Source organism: Streptomyces sp. NPDC008092, from assembly GCF_042957285.1.
GTDB lineage: Bacteria > Actinomycetota > Actinomycetes > Streptomycetales > Streptomycetaceae > Streptomyces.
This window is the reverse complement of sequence record NZ_JBIBHY010000008.1, coordinates 207,794-225,991: the sequence shown is the minus strand read 5'-3', so window position 1 is coordinate 225,991 and position 18,198 is coordinate 207,794. Positions and strand designations below refer to the sequence as shown.

The 18,198-nt window shown below is 69.7% G+C and carries 18 protein-coding genes, 1 tRNA gene and 1 pseudogene; 5 read left to right on the top strand and 15 right to left on the bottom strand.

The window, feature by feature from the left end; translation table 11 throughout:
• Positions 1–210 precede the first annotated feature (210 nt).
• Positions 211–978: a DUF2182 domain-containing protein gene (locus ACFZB3_RS26550; protein WP_391379226.1), complete on the bottom strand. Its 768-nt coding sequence runs from the start codon at positions 976–978 to the stop codon at positions 211–213.
• Positions 975–1,589: a DUF1326 domain-containing protein gene (locus ACFZB3_RS26545; RefSeq protein ID WP_391379225.1), complete on the bottom strand. Its 615-nt coding sequence runs from the start codon at positions 1,587–1,589 to the stop codon at positions 975–977. Before ACFZB3_RS26545 ends, ACFZB3_RS26550 begins: the two co-directional genes overlap by 4 nt.
• 553 nt (positions 1,590–2,142) lie before the next feature.
• Between ACFZB3_RS26545 and ACFZB3_RS26540 the strand changes: the two genes are divergently transcribed.
• Both ACFZB3_RS26540 and ACFZB3_RS26535 read left to right on the top strand, forming a co-directional pair.
• Positions 2,143–2,604 (top strand): hypothetical protein, encoded by a 462-nt coding sequence (locus tag ACFZB3_RS26540; protein ID WP_391379222.1) that lies wholly within the window; start codon positions 2,143–2,145, stop codon positions 2,602–2,604.
• Positions 2,605–2,777: 173 nt separating this feature from the next.
• Complete coding sequence (locus tag ACFZB3_RS26535) at positions 2,778–3,605, top strand: hypothetical protein (protein ID WP_391379220.1); 828 nt, start codon at positions 2,778–2,780, stop codon at positions 3,603–3,605.
• Between the two features lie 60 nt (positions 3,606–3,665).
• Here the strand turns inward: ACFZB3_RS26535 and ACFZB3_RS26530 are convergent, their stop codons facing one another.
• Positions 3,666–3,956 carry an SCO0607 family lipoprotein gene (locus tag ACFZB3_RS26530; RefSeq protein ID WP_391379218.1) on the bottom strand — a complete coding sequence of 97 codons (291 nt, stop codon included), beginning with the start codon at positions 3,954–3,956 and terminating at the stop codon, positions 3,666–3,668.
• A gap of 397 nt (positions 3,957–4,353) precedes the next feature.
• Between ACFZB3_RS26530 and ACFZB3_RS26525 the strand changes: the two genes are divergently transcribed.
• Positions 4,354–4,821, top strand: a complete 468-nt coding sequence (locus ACFZB3_RS26525) for a hypothetical protein (RefSeq protein WP_391379216.1) — start codon at positions 4,354–4,356, stop codon at positions 4,819–4,821.
• 87 nt (positions 4,822–4,908) lie between these two features.
• On the opposite strand, the gene ACFZB3_RS26520 is transcribed toward ACFZB3_RS26525, so the two are convergent.
• The 6 genes from ACFZB3_RS26520 to ACFZB3_RS26495 form a co-directional block, all read right to left on the bottom strand.
• Positions 4,909–5,685 carry a hypothetical protein gene (locus ACFZB3_RS26520; protein WP_391379214.1) on the bottom strand — a complete coding sequence of 259 codons (777 nt, stop codon included), beginning with the start codon at positions 5,683–5,685 and terminating at the stop codon, positions 4,909–4,911.
• 75 nt (positions 5,686–5,760) lie between these two features.
• Positions 5,761–6,105, bottom strand: a complete 345-nt coding sequence (locus tag ACFZB3_RS26515; protein ID WP_391379211.1) for a toxin-antitoxin system, toxin component, PIN family protein — start codon at positions 6,103–6,105, stop codon at positions 5,761–5,763.
• Between the two features lie 31 nt (positions 6,106–6,136).
• Positions 6,137–6,793: a DUF433 domain-containing protein gene (locus ACFZB3_RS26510; RefSeq protein ID WP_391379210.1), complete on the bottom strand. Its 657-nt coding sequence runs from the start codon at positions 6,791–6,793 to the stop codon at positions 6,137–6,139.
• 85 nt (positions 6,794–6,878) lie between these two features.
• The gene (locus tag ACFZB3_RS26505; RefSeq protein ID WP_391379208.1) at positions 6,879–7,763 is read right to left on the bottom strand and encodes a hypothetical protein; all 885 of its coding nucleotides are present in this window, start codon (positions 7,761–7,763) and stop codon (positions 6,879–6,881) included.
• A gap of 282 nt (positions 7,764–8,045) precedes the next feature.
• A complete protein-coding gene (locus tag ACFZB3_RS26500; protein WP_391379206.1) occupies positions 8,046–8,180 on the bottom strand; it encodes a DUF397 domain-containing protein in 135 nt (44 codons plus the stop codon).
• A complete protein-coding gene (locus ACFZB3_RS26495; protein WP_391379794.1) occupies positions 8,140–9,057 on the bottom strand; it encodes a Scr1 family TA system antitoxin-like transcriptional regulator in 918 nt (305 codons plus the stop codon). The genes ACFZB3_RS26500 and ACFZB3_RS26495 overlap by 41 nt, the downstream gene beginning before the upstream one ends.
• A 233-nt stretch (positions 9,058–9,290) precedes the next feature.
• Here ACFZB3_RS26495 and ACFZB3_RS26490 point away from each other — a divergent pair, with 233 nt between their 5' ends.
• Positions 9,291–9,830, top strand: a complete 540-nt coding sequence (locus tag ACFZB3_RS26490) for an ATP-binding protein (protein WP_391379792.1) — start codon at positions 9,291–9,293, stop codon at positions 9,828–9,830.
• Here ACFZB3_RS26490 and ACFZB3_RS26485 read toward each other — a convergent pair.
• The 3 genes from ACFZB3_RS26485 to ACFZB3_RS26475 all read right to left on the bottom strand — a co-directional run bounded on the left by ACFZB3_RS26485 (position 9,793) and on the right by ACFZB3_RS26475 (position 14,878).
• Complete coding sequence (locus ACFZB3_RS26485) at positions 9,793–12,468, bottom strand: ATP/GTP-binding protein (RefSeq protein WP_391379204.1); 2,676 nt, start codon at positions 12,466–12,468, stop codon at positions 9,793–9,795. The two genes, ACFZB3_RS26490 and ACFZB3_RS26485, sit on opposite strands and share 38 nt — an antisense overlap.
• Before the next feature lie 96 nt (positions 12,469–12,564).
• On the bottom strand, positions 12,565–13,461 hold the full coding sequence (locus ACFZB3_RS26480) for a phosphorothioated DNA-binding restriction endonuclease (RefSeq protein WP_391379202.1): 897 nt from the start codon (positions 13,459–13,461) through the stop codon (positions 12,565–12,567).
• A gap of 31 nt (positions 13,462–13,492) precedes the next feature.
• The gene (locus tag ACFZB3_RS26475; RefSeq protein WP_391379201.1) at positions 13,493–14,878 is read right to left on the bottom strand and encodes a DUF4041 domain-containing protein; all 1,386 of its coding nucleotides are present in this window, start codon (positions 14,876–14,878) and stop codon (positions 13,493–13,495) included.
• A gap of 713 nt (positions 14,879–15,591) precedes the next feature.
• Here ACFZB3_RS26475 and ACFZB3_RS26470 point away from each other — a divergent pair.
• A pseudogene (locus tag ACFZB3_RS26470) lies at positions 15,592–15,819 on the top strand (PE-PGRS family protein); the annotation flags it as partial.
• Between the two features lie 250 nt (positions 15,820–16,069).
• Here the strand turns inward: ACFZB3_RS26470 and ACFZB3_RS26465 are convergent.
• From ACFZB3_RS26465 to ACFZB3_RS26455, 3 genes are all read right to left on the bottom strand, one after another.
• Positions 16,070–16,143 (bottom strand) — tRNA-Pro (locus ACFZB3_RS26465).
• Positions 16,144–16,217: 74 nt separating this feature from the next.
• Complete coding sequence (locus tag ACFZB3_RS26460) at positions 16,218–16,913, bottom strand: Pr6Pr family membrane protein (protein ID WP_391379199.1); 696 nt, start codon at positions 16,911–16,913, stop codon at positions 16,218–16,220.
• Between the two features lie 282 nt (positions 16,914–17,195).
• Positions 17,196–18,122 (bottom strand): metallophosphoesterase, encoded by a 927-nt coding sequence (locus ACFZB3_RS26455; RefSeq protein WP_391379197.1) that lies wholly within the window; start codon positions 18,120–18,122, stop codon positions 17,196–17,198.
• Positions 18,123–18,198 lie beyond the last annotated feature (76 nt).

The window sequence follows — 18,198 nt, the reverse complement described above, 5'->3', positions numbered from 1 at the left end:
TCCCGACCACTCCAACGACCCGGACCCGCACCGCCTTTACAACCCTTGACGCATCCGGTACGGACCTTTATGCATCCGGTACGGATCTTTGCGCATCCGGTACGGATCTTTGCGTGCCGTCGTGCCGTCGTGCCGTCGTGCCGCCGACACGGCGCCACGGGAGGCCGGGAACAGGTCGTGCGCCCTTCGGCCCTGGCGGCCGCCCGCACCTCACATCCCGGACATCCCGGCCATGCCGCCGCCGGTGAGCCCCGGAGCCAGCCCCGGGAACCAGAACACGGCGACGGCCAGCGCGAGCGAGGCGATCCCCACGGCACGGGCCACCAGATAGCCGGCCGGAGTCAGCTTCTCGGCGGTGATCACGGCGGCCAGGACCACCATGGCCCACAGGTTCATCACCCCGAACGCCGCCAGCAGCACCATCAGCGACCAGCAGCAGCCCAGGCAGAAGGCCCCGTGACGGGTCCCGGCGCGCAGGTCGCGCGAGCGCCCCGGGTACGAGGCGTAGCGCAGCATCAGCCCGACCGGCGAGCGGCACTTCGCGAGGCAGCGGTCCTTGAGGGGCGTGAGCTGGTAGACGCCGCTGACGGCGAACACGGCCGCGGCCACCGCGGTGCCCGTCGTGGCGGGCAGGCCCGCCACCCGGCCCAGGCCGCTGACCAGCCCGTACGCCAGCAGCCCGGCCGCGGCCCAGACGAGCAGGTAGGCGGCCGTGAAGACGAACATGCGCGGCGTCCGGTGCCTGGTGATGGTGCGTGCGTACAGCGCGGCGACGGGCGCCGTGCCGGGCAGCATCATCGCGGCCATCATCAGGGTCCACACCGCCAGGAAGGCGGGCAGGCCCAGGCCCATCGTGCCCGGCACCGCCGGCATGCCGCCCCAGCGCGCCACCATCCAGACCCAGGCGGCGGCCGCCGCGACCAGGAGGAGCCCGGCGGGGGCCGCCCCGCGGCGGACGGCGACCGGCCGACCGGTCACGCCGACCACGCGAAGGGCGCCGAGTGCCCGTTGCCACCGGAGAAGTCCCAGGACCGGCCGTACACGCCGCCGCCCCGGGACCGGATGGACCGGGCGATGGCCAGCGTGCTGTTCGCCGGGTGGAACATGCCGGTCAGGTGCATGACCGGACCGTCCTCGCCGAACTGCGGGGCGACCTGGTCCTCGATCTCGATGTCGATGGCGTCGCCGACCCGCGCGGAGTGGTGGCGGCCGTCGTCGCGGTACTCGATGGGAACGCGCTGCACGCCGAGGACCTTGCCGATGAGCGGCGCGAGCGCGGCCATCGGCCCGCCGGCCTCGCCGGAGAAGACCCTGCCCAGGGCCTCCGCCTGGCTGTCGTCGGCCGACGCGTCGAGGTACAGCGCCACCTGCCAGCCGCCCTCGGCCATCACCCGCGGGGCGTCGACGACGACGGCGACGCTGCGGTCGGAGACGTCCACGCCGTCCACGCTCCCGTTGTCCACGTGGAAGGCGAAGGTCACCTGGCACCGCTCGTGGTCGGCCGGCGCGGTGAGGCCCGAGGTGGTGCAGGGGCAGACCACGTCGCAGTTGCAACTCTCCAGATAGGTGCCGTTCAGATTCCAGGGCATCGCTCTACCTCCCCTTCGGCGAAGGGAATGCCGCTGGAGGGCCCGTTCCATCCGGTACCGCTCTCCTCTTCAGGCTATTCCCGACGGCCCGGGTCCCGCAGATCCGCGGCTGTCGGTACTGGTGCTGGTGGGGTCGCGGGCGGGGTGCCGGTGGGGTCGGCGGCGGGGTACCGGTGAGGTCGAGGGCTGGGTGCCGGTGGGGCCGGCGGCGGGGTACCGGTGAGGTCGCAGGCGGGGTGCCGGTGAGGTTCCAGGCAGAGTGCTGGTGAGGTTGCAGGCGGGGTGCCGGTGAGGTTGCGGGCAGGGTGCTGGTGGGGGTGCAGGCGGGTTGCTGGTGGGGTGCTGGTGGGGCCGGGGCGTGCGTAGACTCGCGGCTTCGACGTGGTGGTCGGCGTCCGGAGGTACGGCGTCGGCGGGCGGACGGGGGGACACGCCTGTGTGCACGGTGGATCACGAGGCTTCGGCGGCGAGGGCCACGGCGGCTCTGACCGCGGCCCACCCGCACCTGAGGCAGGAGGCTTCGCCGCATCCGGCGCTTGAGGGGTGCGAGGACGTGGCGTGGTCGGCCCTTCCCGGCTGCCCGGTCGATGTCCCGGTCGTCCTTCGCGGGCTGCTCGACCCCGACGCGGCCGAGATGGCCGAACGAGCACTGGACTGGTTCGTGATGTCGGGGCCGATGTCCATCAGCGCCACGATGCCGGCGGTCGTCCCGTACCTGCTGCGGCTGACCGTCGATCCGTCGGTCCCGCGCCGGAACGAGTTGCTCGCCCTCGTACTCGTGGCGGCCGTCCTGTCCGCACCGACCGCACCGACCGCACCGACCGCCCCCGGCAACGCGCGACAGCTCGCGATCGGCGGCCCCGAGGAGGACCACCCCGAACGCGCCCTGTGCCGTGCGGCGTTCGTCGCGAACGCGGACCGGGTGCGGCAACTGCTGGCCGACGACGACCTGCTGGCCGGCCTGGAACTGGACGACGAGGATCGGGCGTCACTGGCCGAGGCGGCCGGACTGTGACACACAGGTCGCCTCAGGACGGACGTACCCGTCCCGCATCACCGACTCACCGCCAACTCACCGTCAACTCCCCGTCGACTCAGCGCCCATGGGGGCCCGCGGATGCGAGGATGCGGCCCTGAGGTGAGGCACACACCGGCCTGCGGTGCGGAGACCGACGGAGTGGGGGAGTCATGGCGCTGGCCATGTGCCCGTTGTGCAGCGACGACGAGGACATCGAAGTCGTCCGCGTCCTAGACGAGGGACGACGGGTCGTGAAGCACCGGTGCGGCTACACGTGGGAGCACGGTGAGCCCACCGCCCCGAAGCAGTCGGCCCGTTCCTTCGACGACCTCAAGGCCCGCTTTCCGGGACCCGGCGACGTCGACCCCGGACGGCTGGCGCGAGCGGCCCGCCTCAAGGCGCGGTACCTGGCCACCAGGCCCGACTTCGACGCCCGGGTCGCCGAATACTGGGCGAGGTACCAGAAGATCTTCTCCCTCGACGGGCTGCACAGCTGCGACCCCAGAGTCCTCAAGGACTTCGCCAACTCCGACATCGGAGCCCACCCCGGCAACCAGGCCACCTTCAACTCGGCCTGGAACGACATGGGCGACGCGGCGGCCGGCGAGTCCACCCGGCAGACCGTCGAGTACCTCCTCTACGGCCCCGAGGACGAGCCCCTCGAAGACCGGCTCCAGAACCTGCTGGCCGGGACGAAGCCGTTCGCCATGACCGGTTTCAAGGAGGCGCTGCTCACGAGGGTCCTGTGCGTGGTGCAGCCCGAGCGGTTCCTGTCGATCCTGAAGTACACGACGGAGGCGGGCGGCAAACGCGAGATAGCCCGGACCGTCTACGGACTCGAACTGCCGGCACCCGAGTCGGTGAACTGGACCCGCGGCCGCCTCATCCTCTGGAGCAACGACCTCCTGCACACCCTCGTCGGCGAGGGCTTCGCCAACCAGCAGCACTCCGCCGAGTTCCTCTGGTGGGCCAAGGACCAGCACGGCGGCTTCGAGTAGAACCCGTCCCGACCAGGCACCACGTCCTCCCGGCAGCCGACTCTCCGCACCGCACACCGGCTACGGCGCCGGGACGATCTTCCCGTTCTCGTCGAGCGTGTGGGACTCCCAGTACGTGTCCCACTTGTCCCCGACGTGCTGCGGCACCTTCCCCGCGGGATAGCGCAGGTACCCCTTCGGCGCGGCCTCGCCGCTCTTCACGCAGGCGCCCGCGGTGCTGCCCACGGCTATGACCGGGTCCTCACCGTTGCTGCAGATGGCGTCCGCCGTCGTGAACGAACAGGCGGACAGCAGCCCGGCGGCAAAGGCCAGGGCGGAGGCGAGAACCGCGGCGCGCATGTGCTTGCTCATGGTGGAAGCTCCTTCAGCGATGTGCTCGGTCGGTGTGAGCACAAGGCTGGCGGAGGGCGCCCGGCGCTTCATGAGTACGCGTGCTCAGCAACGGCACACGGGTTACTCAATCGCGTGCGCACCGGGGCACCGCAATGACGTGATCCCGGGCGGCGGGGCTGCGGCTGCCTCGGTTTCGCGGCGCACCACAGCCAGTCCATGACCGAGATCGTGACCGTAGCGCCGACGAAGGCAGCCTCTCTCTGCGCGAGGAGCCAAGTCGGCCCGTATTGCCATGACTTGCCACGACTTGCCGGGACCGACGTCATACGGTTGTCAGCGACAGGCGGTCCGTCCCGCCCGAAGGTTGTTCGGAACCACCAATTACCTTTCACCACAGGCGTGTTGGAATGCCCTTATGGCCACTCCCGCTGACGGAACCACCCACCTGAGTCCGGACGGGCCCGAGCGCCGCCTGCGTGCCGAGATCGAGCGACTGAGAGACGAGGCGACGCGCCAACGGGAACTCGCCCACCGCCGGGCCGACTTCTGGACCAAGATGGACATCGCCCTCGGCTTCCCCGCGGCCCTGCTCGCCGGCACGGCGGGAACGGCGGGACTGGCCTCGCCGGACGCGCGCGTGCCCGCCGCCCTCGCCGCTCTGGCCTCGGCGGGATTCGCGGCGGGAGCGGGCTTCCTGCGCAGCGACGCCAGACGCCGCGCCAACAAGCGCGCCCGGCACGCATGGGCATCGGTCGAGGCCAGGGCCACGCTGGCGCTCACCCAGGAACACGTGCCCCCCGAGGCCCTCGGCAGCCTGCTGGAATGCCGCCAGGCGGCCCTGGCGGCCTACGACGGAGACGACCCACGCCCGGAACCACCGTGATCGGCCCCCCCGCGACCGTTACGCCGACAGGCGACTCATGCCCGCCCTGACGGAGCAGCGAAAGGCAACGCCCGCCACCGAACCCCACTACGCCGTCATTCGGCGTACCGCATTGCCGTCCGTCACCTCGTACACCTCTATGCGCAACAGCTCACGAACATGCGCCGGAACACGCTCGACGGCCTTCACGGACGAGGACGGCACCACCAGCGCGTACCGCGTGCGGGGGTCCTGGCTCGTCATCCGCCGCAGCAACTGCCCGTAGGCGATGTCCGCGTCGATCCCCTTCTCACTGGTGCGGCCCTTGGCCTCGCAGACCAGCCGCTCGTCGCCGCGCACGGCTTCGAGATCGGTCCAGCGGTCCGTGGGATCAACCGGTGTCCAGCCCTCGGCAAGAAGCCAGGTACGGAAGGCGTCGGTGACCCGGTCCTCGTCGCTGCGCCGCGCCAGGATCCGCCCCAGCGCGGCCAGGTCCGCCTCCTCGTTACGACGCAGCCGCCCGCGCCCGTCCGCATCGAGATCGGCCGGCCGGATCACGATCAGCCGCAGTCCGTGCGCGGGAATCTCCGTATCACGCCGACCGTCGTACAACGCCCGCTGCTCGCCCCGGTGGACACCGCTGACCGTGAGCCTGTCGGGCTTGTCGAAGTGGGGCACGGGCCGGTCGTGCTGGAGTTCCCGGTACTCGACAACGAGTTGATGCCCTGGCCAGTACCCATCGACCGGCAGCCTGACGCATCGCCCGCCCACCCCGGGGTCCCCCCGCAGCCAGTCGAACCTGTGCTGGGTCAGCGCGGTCTCCCCGAGCACCTGATTGCACAGACCGACAACGTACGCCTCGTCACTGTCGTCTCTCGCTCCCACGAGCCCGCATCATGCCAGCGCCCACGGACACCGAGACAGATCGTTCCTCACCGACGGGTCAGTGGCACCCGCCCGTCAGGGCCATGTGCGCTCAATGCGGTCGTGCCGTACGGCATACGCCGCCGGACCGCCTTTGTCGATGGCTCGGTGGATCGCCTCACGGCACGTGACGAGCCGTTCGACCATCTCCGTGCTGCGAAGCTGCTGGTTGTCCAGGTAGAACAGCACGGCCTCGCGCGCCAGGACAGGCTGGATCTCCAGGTCCCGGGTCTTGATCCGCCCGTCCTTCGAGAGTGGGACCCAGGAACGGTCCAGGCCGTACGTGATCCACTCCTCGTCCGGGATGTCCTGCCCGTCGCTCGGGAAGGCATCTCCGATGCGGTGAACCGTCCACCCACAGGCCCTCAGTCCCTCCGCCACACGACGACCGAGATTCCGGTCGAGGAAGAACTCAGGCGGCAAGGTGCACCACTGCCTGGCACAGCGCGTCCACCTGCTCAGGCGTCATGTCGTAGTCGTACGCGATGTCTTCGACGGCTTCCCCGGCCTCCCACAGGTCGGTGATCGCCTTCACTGTGACGCGGTTGGCGGCCACCACAGGGAGACCGTGACCGAACCGCGGGTCGATCACGACGGGGACAGCGTCCGGGTACTGCCTCAACCGCAGGCTGGAGGGAAAGTCGTCGCCCGGATCCCAGGTGAGGTAGCGGAGATAGTCGGACACCACCTCCCTGATGGGCACCTGGCCGTCGCGGGCCCTGCGAAGGTCTCCCCAGCCATGCTCGATGAAGATGTCCACGCCGTCCGTGGCGATCCGCTGGGACACGAGCCCGTAGGGGGTGTCGAAGGCGTCCCGTACGGCGGCTGCGGCCTCCCTGATCTCGCTCATGCGGAGCCCCAGGGAACGCAGAGATCGAAGGACATGCGCCTCGGCCACCGCGATGAACGGTACCGAAGGCTGTCCCTTCCGTACCGGCTCGACCTGGTGGACCAGGGGTGCTCCGGCGGCCTTGCCCTTCAGCCACGACATGAGAGTCGACTGCGGAATCTCCAGGTAGGAGGCCGTTTCCGTGGGTGTCAGCAGCCCGTCTGTGAATCTGTCGACCATGCCCCACCTCCTCCTGGCGCCGGGTTTCGCATCGTGCCACATCAAGCCTCCCACCTGCGGGTGGACCGCACACCCCGTCATCGGTTCAGGCGGCGTCGGAGAGCAGTTGCTCGCGTCGTCGGCAGTCCCGGCAGCGGCCGGGGTCTGCCGAGCGGAATCCCCGGTCGCACCCGTCGCAGTTCCGCAGGGGTACGACGGCCGGACCTGCCGGGGATTCCGCGCTCCTTGCCGGTGCGGGCAGAGGGGTCTCCTTGAGGCGGTGGGCCAGGATGCCGACCGGGCGGGACAGCAAGGAGTGCGGCAGTCCTGCGGTGAGATGGTCCGTGATCTGGGTGGGGAGAAGTCCTGTCGCGAGCCACCGGGTGACGGCCGGGGCGAGGCGGGCGGCCTCCCGCTCGGAGAGGACGAGACGGGGGTCGACCCGGCGCAGGGCGGCGAGTACGGCGATGGCCTTGGGGTCGGCGTCGGCCAGCGGGATCGGTGTCTCGGCTTTCGCCGGTACGGGCGCCTGGACCGTTTCCCGCACCGTTGCGGACGTGGGCGCGACCGCCGCGGCGGGCGGGTTCCGGGGCCGAGGCGGCTTGGGAGGCCCGTTCGGATCGGGCTCGGGACCGGGCTCCCCACCGGGAACGTCGTAGAAGTATGTCCGGGTACGGATCTGCCCGGTGGACGTCCGCTCACGGCGACGCTCCAGATATCCGGCCTCTTCCAGTTCCTTGAGAGCCCGGGAGATCAGGATCTCGCCCTCGGTGAAGTGTTCGCAGAGCGCCGAGATGGTCACGGACGAGCCGTCGGGCAGGGAGAGGACGTATGCCGCGACGCCGACCGTGACCGCGCTGCCACGCCGTTGCGCGAGAGCGTTGGAGATCACGGTGAAGTCGGCGGTGAGCCGGGTACGGACGTGGATCACGCCGGAGGTCGGGAGTCCGGCGTCGGCGCGCACGGGCGCGTTAGACTGCGGGTCAGCCATCGGGAAGGTGCTTCTTCCTGATCGGTCAGGCCCTCGTTCGGGATGCCAGTCCCGGCCGGGGGCCGAAGTCTGTGTGCGGTTGTTGCGGCGAACGTAACCGTCCGTATCCCGCGCCTGCAAGCTGGTCACTCGGACGAGTGACGCGGGCCGTGCGGTCGGGGAGGGCGGGTGGGCGGGTAGTTCTTTCCCCCGGTTCTTTGGGGAGGTCAGTGGCCTGCCGGGCCCTCGCGGACTGGGGTCCGGTGAGCCCGGGGCGTGGACGGCGACCGGAGCCCGGCGGACTCAGTGACGGTGCCCGTCGGCCTTCAACTCGCCTATGAATGCGGTCCAGGAGGCGGCTTCGAAGCACAGGGCCGGACCGTGCGGGACCTTGCTGTCACGGACGGGGACGACGGCCGCCTGGAATCCGTCGGCCACCTCTACGCAGTCGCCACCCTCCTGATTGCTGTAGCTGCTCCTGCGCCAGGCGGCGCTGGTCGGTTCGGGACGGGAGATTCGAGCCATGGCGGTTGTCCTCCAGCACGGATCGGATCATGTCGAGCGACATGAGCGGGGGCAGAGCTGCCGCCCGAAGCCGATCGTAGGTGAGTGAGAAGCTCCTGACCTCGTCCGGATCCTCGATGAGTTGGCCGTAGTGCGCGCCCTCGGTGTAGGCGATCTCCGAGCCGTCCGGCATGGTGAGAACGGTGAGCGAGCCGCCCATCACATCGTGCGCTCCCTGGTCGAACCGCAGTACCTGCACGGTGATGTGACGCTCCGGCATGGTCACCAGCAGTCGCCCCAACTGGTCACGCATCACCGCCTGGTCACCGACCGGACGCCTGAGCACCGCCTCGTCGAGGACCACCCACAGCTCGGGCCGGTCGGGCGTCCGGAGGCGCTCCTGCCGCCCCATGCGTGCGGCGACCCGCTCCTCCAACTGCTCCCTGCTGCCGAGCGTCCGGCCGACACTCAACACCGCCCGCGCGTACGGCTCGGTCTGCAGCAGGCCCGGCACCACATGCGCCGCGTACTGCCGGACGGTCACGGCCCGCTCCGAGTACTCCATGAACTTCCGCGACCAGTCCGGGAACGCCTCCCGGTACACGTACGGCCACAGCTCCACCAGCAGGTCGTCCGCACCGAGCGCCACGTCCAGCGCACGCGCCAGCTCCAGTGTCGGTTTCGCCCCGGACGCCCGCTCGATCTGTGTGATCCGCGTGCTCACCACATGCGTCCTGGCGCCGAGTTCGGCCTGGGTCAGTCCGGCCGCCGTGCGGAGTCTGCGCACCCGGGCGCCGAACAGCGCGGCCATGGAGCCACTGGGGTCAATTCCGTTGGCCAAAGCGTCACTTCCGTTCCTTACGGGGCGAAAAGTAAGGCTGCGTCACCTGTTGAGCGTAGGGCGGCCGGACGACTCTGGAATGCGGAACGTGATGGATCGCGCACATCGTGCGACATCTCCCTGCTCGACGGAGAAGGACGGAACACGCCGTGCTGACAGAAACGACCGTCCCGGCGGACGAACCCGGGCCTGGCACCTCGCCCCTGGCCGCGGAGCCGGGCGCACTCACCGACGTACCGAGCGCACTTCCGCCTCTCGTCGCGCAGTTCGCGTCCACTCCGCGGGGTGCGCGGCTGGCCCGTCGGCTTGCCGTGCGGCGTATGGAGGAGTGGGGGTACCCGCCTGCATCGGACGCGTCGTGCACGGTCGCGCTCGTCGTCGCCGAACTCGCCGCGAACGCCGTGCGGCACGGCCGTGTGCCCGGACGCGACTTCGGCCTCCGACTCGCTGTCGACACGGCGGCATGCCTGGTCCGCATCGAGGTCTCGGACGCGGCCTCCGCGAAACGGATCCCAGCGACGCCGCCCTCGTCGGCTCCTGAGGGCGAGTCAGGCCGGGGGCTGCTTCTGGTGGAGGCCCTGGCGGTGTTCTGGGGTTCGGTGCCGCGTCACCCGCTGGGCAAGACGGTGTGGGCGGACGTGCCCGTCACCCCACCGACAGGCATGAGTCGCTACGGCGCGCGCGGCGAGACCCTCATGGGCGGACTCACCTCGCCCCACCGAGGCGATCGCGACGTGTCATGACTACATTGCGCCACCGTTCGCGAGTCCTCGGCTCCCCCTCGATCCACCGTGCCCGTGCGGAGCCCGGAGGGAGTGGGAGACCGGCCATGAAGTGCGCGATCTCGACGTAGTAGGCGTAGTCGCCGCTGTGAGTGAGCTCGCGCAGGAGGGCGATACCGGCGGCGAGTTCGTCGTGAGCGTCGAGGACCGCATGGTGGAAGCACAGCGCCAGTTGGAGCTTGGCCGCGGCATAGGAGACGCCGGAGACTCCGATTTCGGCGAAGAGGACGGTGGCCCGGTCCGGTACGTCTGCGGCGTACCCGGCATCGCGTACCAACGAGGCGATGCGAGCGGTCAGCTCGGTGGAGCGCAGGCTGAGGGGCGACAACAGCCGGTCGGCCAGGTCGAGTTCGTCATCGGCCTGAACGGGGTCGGTGAAGGCGACGGCGAAAGCGAGATGCGCCTGGGACATTGCGGTCTCGCCGACCGCACCGTTCTGTTCGGCCTCGCTCCGGGCCGCACGATAGGCGGCTGCCGCCCGGTCCATGTCTCCCTGGACCCACCACACGTCCCCGAGCACTCGCTGGTGCCGTCCCTCCCAGCCCAGCCTCCCGGCGGCATCCATCGCGGCGGGAAAGTCCCCGGACAGCCGGCTCAGATGGGCCAGGCCGCGTCCGGCGGCGGAAGCGAGCCGACCGCCGGCGGACGCGACCCGCTGCATGCCGCGACGGGACTCATCGGTCAGCCCGAGGTCGCGCTGGGCCTTCGCCAGGTAATACGTGACGAGCTCCACCAGCTCATCGGGGAGCAGTCCCGATGCCAGGACGGCCGACAGCCGACGGGCCGTACGCCCGCGGTGCTCGTGCTGGCGGCGAGTGATGGCGCTCAGAGCTTCCACCAGGGCATTCGCGGCAGTCTGCGGGCCGTCCGGTGACGTGTCACTCGCGGCCGGCAGCACGAGTGGTTCCCCTACGGAATCCGCCACGTACTGAAATGAGGCATCGCCGAGCCAGTCGAGGTCCAGACCGAAGTCCCGAGCCAGGACCAGACCTTGTTGGAGGCAGCCGAGCAGAACGGTTCGGTCGCGTCTCGTATCCTGACGCCATTCCGCTTCCAGGGCGTGGAACGCGCGATGGGCCGCGCGCTGCCAGTCCTGTTGCGACCAGCGGTCGTCAGCGCCGTCCTCCGTGTTGCGGATGGCGGAGCGTATGAGGTCGTGGATGTGGAAAGGCCACGCACCGGAGGGGGACTCCCGGACGAAGGGACGCTCGATCAGCCGCAGGGCGGGTGCGTCGTGGTCCATCCCGGCGACCTTGGTGGCCAGGGGTACGGAGAACGCGCTGAGCAGGCTGACCGAGCGGAGCACGTGACGCTCCTCGGCGGTCAGGTCGCTGAGGGTACGGGTGATCAGCGCGGGGAAGCCGTGGTCGAAGTCGGTGACCTGCGGTTGCCTGCCGCCGCGTCGCAGCTCCAGGTAGCGCATGATCGAAAGATCCAGGTAGAGCGGGAGCCCGTGGGAGCGCTCGGCGATGATCCGGCGGACCGGTTCGTCGATCAGCGGCTGCCCGTCGCGGCTGAGCCTGCGGGTCAGGTAGTCCTCGCAGTCTTCCGGGGAGAAGTCGCCGATCAGGATCTGGCGGCCAGAGACATCCGACTGGGTATACGCGGCCTCGCCGGAGACCAGGCCGGGCCAGGCGTTCGGCCCCACCCAGTCGAGCTGCCCTTCCAGGCTGGTCTCCGCCCACTGGAGGCGGTTGCGTCCGGTGACGACGAAGAACGCGTTGGGCATCAGCCAGACGATGCGCTGGAGCAGACGCTCGAAGTCACGATGGGTGCGGTCCCCGGTGTCTTCGAACGTGTCCAGCAGGATGACGGGAACTGCGCTCCTCCTTGCCGGGAGCTGGGCCAGGTCCCAGGCGAGCAGGTGTGGGTAGAAGCTGAGTGCCTCCAGGTCGGGCTCGGCCTCCAGGAGGTCGGCCAGACGCGAGCAGCCGGCGAGGGCGCGTACGGACTGGCGCCGCTCGCGCAACGCCTTGATGAGCGCCCCGGCCCCGTGCCCGAGTGCGCTGCCGACGGTGCCGGGCAGGAGCAGGGCCTGGGCGACGTCGCTGAGGGCCGACTGCATCTGCTGCGGTAGAGCGGCAGCGGCGCTGAAGCGGCTCAGCAACCCACCCCTGCGCAGGTAGTCCTCGATCGGCTCGCCCGGGTGATTGTGCTCCCAGTAGCGGCGCAGAGCGAGGTCGAAGGCGGGCATCGGCCGGCCGAGCGCGGCGACGGCAAGGCGGACGGTGAGGATGACGCGTTCGAAGTCCATGCCTGCGGCACGCCTGAGGTCGATGCGGACCGGCAGCGTCCGCTCCTCGGGGTGGGACGGCGACTCCCACTGCACGGGACGGTACTCGCTGCTGGTGAGCGACGCTTCGATCTTGCGGGAGAGCGTGGACTTCCCGATCCCGCCCACACCGTGGAACACGAGCACGTTCCGGCGGGGAGCTTCCAGATCCTCCACATCGAGGTCCGCGCGGATCACGTGTCGTACGTGCTCGGCGATGCCGGCTGCCACCGCCCGCCACTGCGCCTGCCGGTTCGTGAACGCCTCATCGGCGGCGATGCTCCGGTCGTTCGAGCTGAACAGAGTTCGAAGATCCCGCCCTGCCACCGTTCCCCCTTGACGAGCAACTGGAGTCAATCTACGCCGCCTTGAGGACAGCCTGACAAGCTCGCGAACAGGGCGGGCATGCCGGTGCGATGCACGTCAGGTGATCCTGGCGAGGCGCGGGCTGCCGCGGAAGACCTGGCGGGTGTGCCAGGAACGGTGGGCCGCCGCGACGGTCGGCAGTCCGGGTTGAGGGCCTGTGAGCGGACGGCCCGCTAGTGCGGTGACATGCTCGCGGGCAGCGTGGCTGCGGCCGATGAACTGCTGCGAGACCAGGACGCGGTGGCCGTCGCCTATGCCGAGGACGCCCTTGTCGAAGAGTTTGTGGTGCAGCGAGCACAGGCACAGCCCGTTGTCGACGTCGTCCGGGCCGTCGAACGCCCACCAGCGCACGTGCGCGGCCTCCAGCCCGACGGGCGCCGAGCCGATCATGCCGTCGTAGCCGCAGAAGGCGCACTGGTACTCGTACGCGGTCAGGACCATCTCCCGCATCCGGCGGTCCCGCTGCCGCCTCCCGGGCGCTGCCAGAGCGTCGGTCTCCGCGAGTTCCAGTTCCAGGCCCACCGCGTCGCACAGATCCTGGTGCAGTGACGCCGGGAAGTGCAGATCAAGCAACACCCTTGCCATGCGCCCCAGCAGCGACGGTTCCCGCTGGAGCGCCACCCGAAGCTCCGGGGCCAGCCGCCCGGTGGCCCGGCTGGCCCGCAGTTCCCGGACCCCGGTGCCCGGGCTGCCGGCGCCGCGCTCGGTCCGCACCTCCCACACCCCGTCACTGATCAGATGATGGAAGGGATAGGCGGGCGTGGTCCCACGCGGCGGACCGTACTCCACCAGCAGCTGCTTCAGATCCGCCTCCACCGCGCTGTACGGCAACTCGTCCGCGGCATCCGCCTGAAACCGGCCCAGCGCGTACAGCAGCAGCAACGGCTTGTGCGGCGCCCGCACCCCGTCCCGACTCCACTGCCTAAGCTTCGCCGCCCGCTCCAGCCAGTCCATGACGGTGATCGTAGTGATGCCTGCTCGCACCTCATGCTGTCCGGGCGGCAACTCCTCCTGCGCCTGCGCCGACGCCTGCGACGGGCGCACCGGCTTCGCCCGCGCGCCTGCCGGCCCGCCATTCCAGCGCCAGGGGTTCCTCGGTGAACTCGATCAGATGCTGTCCGGCGAACCGTTGCAGCGCGTCGCGCACCTCCGCCGGGGTGGCGTAGAAGAACTCCTTCCTGCTGTTGACCTGGTTGACCCGCCGCGAGGCGAACTGCCGGTGGAGTTCCGTCTCCAGGCCGACCGCGTCCTTGCTGAAGATCAGCGCGTGCACATCGAACCGGAAGGGCACGGCCGCACCACTCAACTCGTAGACGCGCTCCAGAGGTTCGAGTCGACGCGTCATTCCGATCTTCACCATACGATCGCCGAAGGCGCCGATGTTCGAGATGACGTACACATAGCCGGCGCGGATGTTCGCCGCGCGGGACTCGACGTCCTGCAGAGCGTTCTCGATCTCGGCCAGTTTGGCCTCCATCTCCGCCACACCGGCCTCGTCACCGCGCTCGCGCAGGCGGTCAAGGGCTGACTGGTAGTGGCCGAGTTCCTTGTTCAGCTTTTCGCGCTGCCGGTCGAGTTCCCGCTGGACCGCCGCCTCCTCACGCTCCCGGGCACGTACCTCACGCTGGGCTTCTTTCTCCTCTTCCTTCTTCTGCAGGAAGTCGGCGGTGAGTTCCAACTCCCGTACGCGCGCGTTGTGGTAGTCGTCGGTGATCCGGATGTGCATGGTGGCGCCGAGTCTGGCGATCGTTTCTCGGCTCTTGTAGAGGCGGTCGACGAGGGAGCTCAGCCGGTGCGGCCGCATGGACCGCACGGCGTAGTCGGCTTCGGCGTTGTAGGCGCGCAGCATGAGCTTGGAGAAGTCGCGGACCATCTTCTGGCCCTCGCGCTTGGAGCCGTTGACCGTCCAGTCTGTCGCCGCCTGGACGGCGCGGCCTGCACGGGCCAGCGCCTTGATCTCGTTCTGCAGCGTGTCGAGCCGGCTGCGGTAGGCGATCGCGTCGTGCAGCGCGTGCCGGTAGGCATAGATCCCGGCCTCCTGCAGCATGGCGGTCTCATCGGCGTTGACGATCCGGCCCTGCAGTTCGGCAAGCCGCCGCTCGGCGTCGAAGACGTCCTTGCGGTGCCGGTCGGCCTCCTTACGGACCCGCTCGGTCTCCTTCGCCGTCCGGCGCGCGTCGGCGAGAATCTCCTTCGCCGTCTCACGCGCGTCCTTGAGGATCCTCTCGGCCTCCTCGACGGCTTCGGCCGACGCCTTCTCACGCAGCGCGGCGGCCTCCGCCTCGACCTGCCGCACAAGACCGGCGACCCGCGCGGCATCCAGTCCCTGCGTGCTTGCGATCCACGCCCGCAGCTCTTCGGCCTCGGACACGGCATCCGAACGCCGACGTCCGAACAGCCCTCCCTTTCGAGGCGCCGGCACCGCGGTCGTGTTCCCGGCAGCGGGCGTGACCGGCACCGCAGAGGCTCCCGTGGCAGGGCCGACAGCGAGGGTGTCGACGGTGGAGTCGGCCTCAGGAACCCACAGCTGCCATCCTGCTGGCATCGGGGGCCACGTGGGGTCGGGCCGCCAGTCCGGCGGCGGCATCCATCCCGCGGGTGGCACAGGCCAACCCGGCGGCGGATTGAAACGGTAAGTAGTCATTCCCCACCCCCTCGCCCCTGAGGCTCCCCAGCACACAGGGCGCCGGACATTCCCGGCAAACGTAGAGTGACATTTTCTTGGAGATCAGCCACTTGATCACCCGCATATTCCACCTCGTGACCATCCTGTGACTATGCGTGAGGGCCTCTCTGGGGGAGGGGTACAGGTTCCACGTGGAACGCGACGAAGTCCCCGACCGGTGAACTCGTCGACCAGCCACTGAGTCTCGTACGTGGAGGGAGCGTCGTCCGGTGAGGAACGCTGCGAGGGACAGCACGGATGGCCGGACCTGCTGCTGTGCCTCCTTGCGGTTGCTGCCGGGGTGAAGCTGTTTCGCGCGATGCTTCGCAGAGCGGCGTCAACCTGGTGATGAGGGGTTCGCGCCGGTAGTTATGGCAAACGCCCAGTGGCGGGTCCAACAGACCTGGCTCAATAGGCACATGGAGATTGGCGAGCATTGGGCCTACCGCGCGAGGCCGAAGGAGCTGGGCGGTGCGGTTCGCCAGGTTGAGGTCGTTCGCGTGGGCGGCCCTGGCGGGTCTGGCTGGGTCCACGTACGGTTTCTCGAAGGCGATGCCGTCGGCCTGCAAGAGTGGGTCAATTCCGGCTCTCTCGTAGCACCGTGGGCGAATGTCGATACGTTCCGCGCAGACGACGCGGCGGAGTTGGCGCGACGCCCGGAAAACTGCGACTTCAGACTTCTCGACCCGCCGGAGGAAGCCAGTCCGGGACAGCAGCTGGCTGCTTGAGCATGACTGGGCTGTACTCGGAGGCGTCGGCCCCCTGAGGCGTGCCACCAACGCCTGTGTGGGAGCCAAATTCGAAGTCGGCCCCCAGACGGCTCCCAAAACAGCCCCCGGAACCACTCAGGGGCCCGACCCGCGATGCGGATCAGGCCCCTGACCTGGTACTTCAGCGTCGGGGTGGCGGGATTTGAACCCACGACCTCTTCGTCCCGAACGAAGCGCGCTGCCAAGCTGCGCTACACCCCGGTGTCGCTGCTTTGCTGCTTGTCGCGGCGACGTCGTTTACTTTAGCCCACTGGTGGCCGGAGACGAAATCCGGTTTAGGGGCGGCGGCCGACCGGGTTCGGGCGGGTGTGGTCGAGGGCTACCAGGAGGACCGCCAGGGCGTAGCAGGCGAGGCCCAGGAGGAGGGCGTTGGCGAGGGTGGCGCGGTAGCTGTGCTGCTCGGCGTCCAGGAAGGGGTAGAGGTAGCGGCCCGGCGTGCCGGGGAGCAGCATCTCCGCCCGGACGAAGGTGAAGGTCAGGTAGGCCAGGGGGTACAGCATCCACGCCGGCGTCTGACGGAGGTGGAGGCGGGCCGGGGGAGTGAGGACGAGCCAGTCCAGGAGGGCTGCCGCGGGGGCCGCCGTGTAGAGGAGCTGCAGGGCCAGCCACTGGCCGTGCCAGGCCACCGGCAGATGTGTCGAGCCCGTCATGGAGAACGGGGGAGTCGTGTGGCCCAGAAGCAGGTGGTAGACCAAGGACGAGATCACGGCGTACAGGAGTGCCGCGCCGGTCAGGGACGAGGACAGGGGGCGGGCCGCCAGCCAGGCTCGGCGGGCCGAGGCGAGGCTCACCAGGGTCAGGAGTACGGCCGCCTGGACTCCGAAGTAGCCCAGGATCCGGTCCGGGCTGCCCAGCAGCAGCTCCAGTGCCACGCCCGCCGAGGCCAGCACGGCCGTCAGGAGACGGAACACCGCGGTCACGGGACGGCGGATGGGGGCGACCACTGCCGTCGCCGGAACGTATCCGGGCATGAGTACGGGCGTGCCTGGAACCGCGGGGAGGTCGGGTATGTCCCTGGGTATCGGAGGAGTCGTCATGCCCTCAAATTAGGGAGAAAGGGGCATGTTCGGCATTTTGGTCTAGGCCGGGTGGGTTATGGCCTGGTGGGGTGTCCCGTCCCTCAGGGTTCCTCAGGGTTCCTCAGGGGGCGTCTGGGTTCGTCTGAGTTCCTCGGGGGTCCCTGAGGGTCCCTCGCGATTCCTCAGGGGCGGGGTGATCGGGGAGGAGGGAGGGACCGCGCCGTCGGTCCCCTCCTACTTGCGCTCCACCAGCGTCAGCAGCGTCGCCTCCGGCGGGCAGGCGAAGCGGACCGGGGTGTAGCGGTTCGTGCCGCAGCCCGCCGAGACGTGCAGGTAGGAGGTACGGCCCTCGGCCGTGTGCGTGGACAGGCCCTTCACGCGGTCCGCGTCCAGGTCGCAGTTGGTGACCAGGGCGCCGTAGAAGGGGACGCAGAGCTGGCCGCCGTGGGTGTGGCCGGCCAGGACCAGGGGGTAGCCGTCGGCCGTGAAGGAGTCCAGGACCCGCAGGTACGGGGCGTGCACCACGCCCATCGAGAAGTCGGCCGTACCGGACGGGCCGCCCGCCACCTGCGGATAGCGGTCCCGCTTGATGTGCGGGTCGTCCAGTCCCGTCAGCTCCACCGAGGCGCCCTCGATCTTCAGGGTGCCCCTCGTGTTCGTGAGGTTCAGCCAGCCCGCCCCGTCGAAGCCGTCCCGCAGGTCCTGCCAGGGGTTGTGGATCGCGCCGACGACCGGCGGGTTGCCGTTCAGGCCGTGCTTGCCGCTCACCTTCTCCAGCAAGTACCGGGCGGGGTTGCGGGGCTTGGGGCCGTAGTAGTCGTTGGAGCCGAAGACGTACGCGCCCGGGAACTCCATCAGGGGGCCCAGCGCGTCCAGGACCTCGGGAACGCCCTCCGGGTCCGACAGGTTGTCGCCCGTGTTGATCACGAAGTCCGGGCGCAGGCCCGCCAGCGACTGCAGCCAGCGCTGCTTCTTTCGCTGGCCGCCCACCATGTGGATGTCGGAGACCTGGAGCACGCGCAGCGGGCGCATCCCCGGCGGGAGGACCGGGACCGTCACCCGGCGCAGGCGGAAGGAACGGACCTCGTAGCCGGCCGCGTACAACACACCCGCGGCGCCGAACGCCGCGATTCCCAGGGGTACTCCGTATCGAGCGCGCATATGACCATCGTGTCAGACCGAGCGAGCGCTCAGAGACCGGGCAGGACGTGAGGCGGGTAAATCGGCGGGCGTCGGC

Bases quoted from the DNA above. Each gene is read 5' to 3' on its own strand.
- ACFZB3_RS26455 (WP_391379197.1), bottom strand. From the start codon at position 18,122: ATGCGCGCTCGATACGGAGTACCCCTGGGAATCGCGGCGTTCGGCGCC.
- ACFZB3_RS26535 (WP_391379220.1), top strand. From the start codon at position 2,778: ATGGCGCTGGCCATGTGCCCGTTGTGCAGCGACGACGAGGACATCGAA.
- ACFZB3_RS26505 (WP_391379208.1), bottom strand. From the start codon at position 7,763: ATGGCTGACCCGCAGTCTAACGCGCCCGTGCGCGCCGACGCCGGACTC.
- ACFZB3_RS26480 (WP_391379202.1), bottom strand. From the start codon at position 13,461: ATGGACTGGCTGGAGCGGGCGGCGAAGCTTAGGCAGTGGAGTCGGGAC.
- ACFZB3_RS26530 (WP_391379218.1), bottom strand. From the start codon at position 3,956: ATGAGCAAGCACATGCGCGCCGCGGTTCTCGCCTCCGCCCTGGCCTTT.
- ACFZB3_RS26525 (WP_391379216.1), top strand. From the start codon at position 4,354: ATGGCCACTCCCGCTGACGGAACCACCCACCTGAGTCCGGACGGGCCC.
- ACFZB3_RS26545 (WP_391379225.1), bottom strand. From the start codon at position 1,589: ATGCCCTGGAATCTGAACGGCACCTATCTGGAGAGTTGCAACTGCGAC.
- ACFZB3_RS26460 (WP_391379199.1), bottom strand. From the start codon at position 16,913: ATGCCCGGATACGTTCCGGCGACGGCAGTGGTCGCCCCCATCCGCCGT.
- ACFZB3_RS26510 (WP_391379210.1), bottom strand. From the start codon at position 6,793: ATGGTCGACAGATTCACAGACGGGCTGCTGACACCCACGGAAACGGCC.
- ACFZB3_RS26495 (WP_391379794.1), bottom strand. From the start codon at position 9,057: ATGGCCGCGCTGTTCGGCGCCCGGGTGCGCAGACTCCGCACGGCGGCC.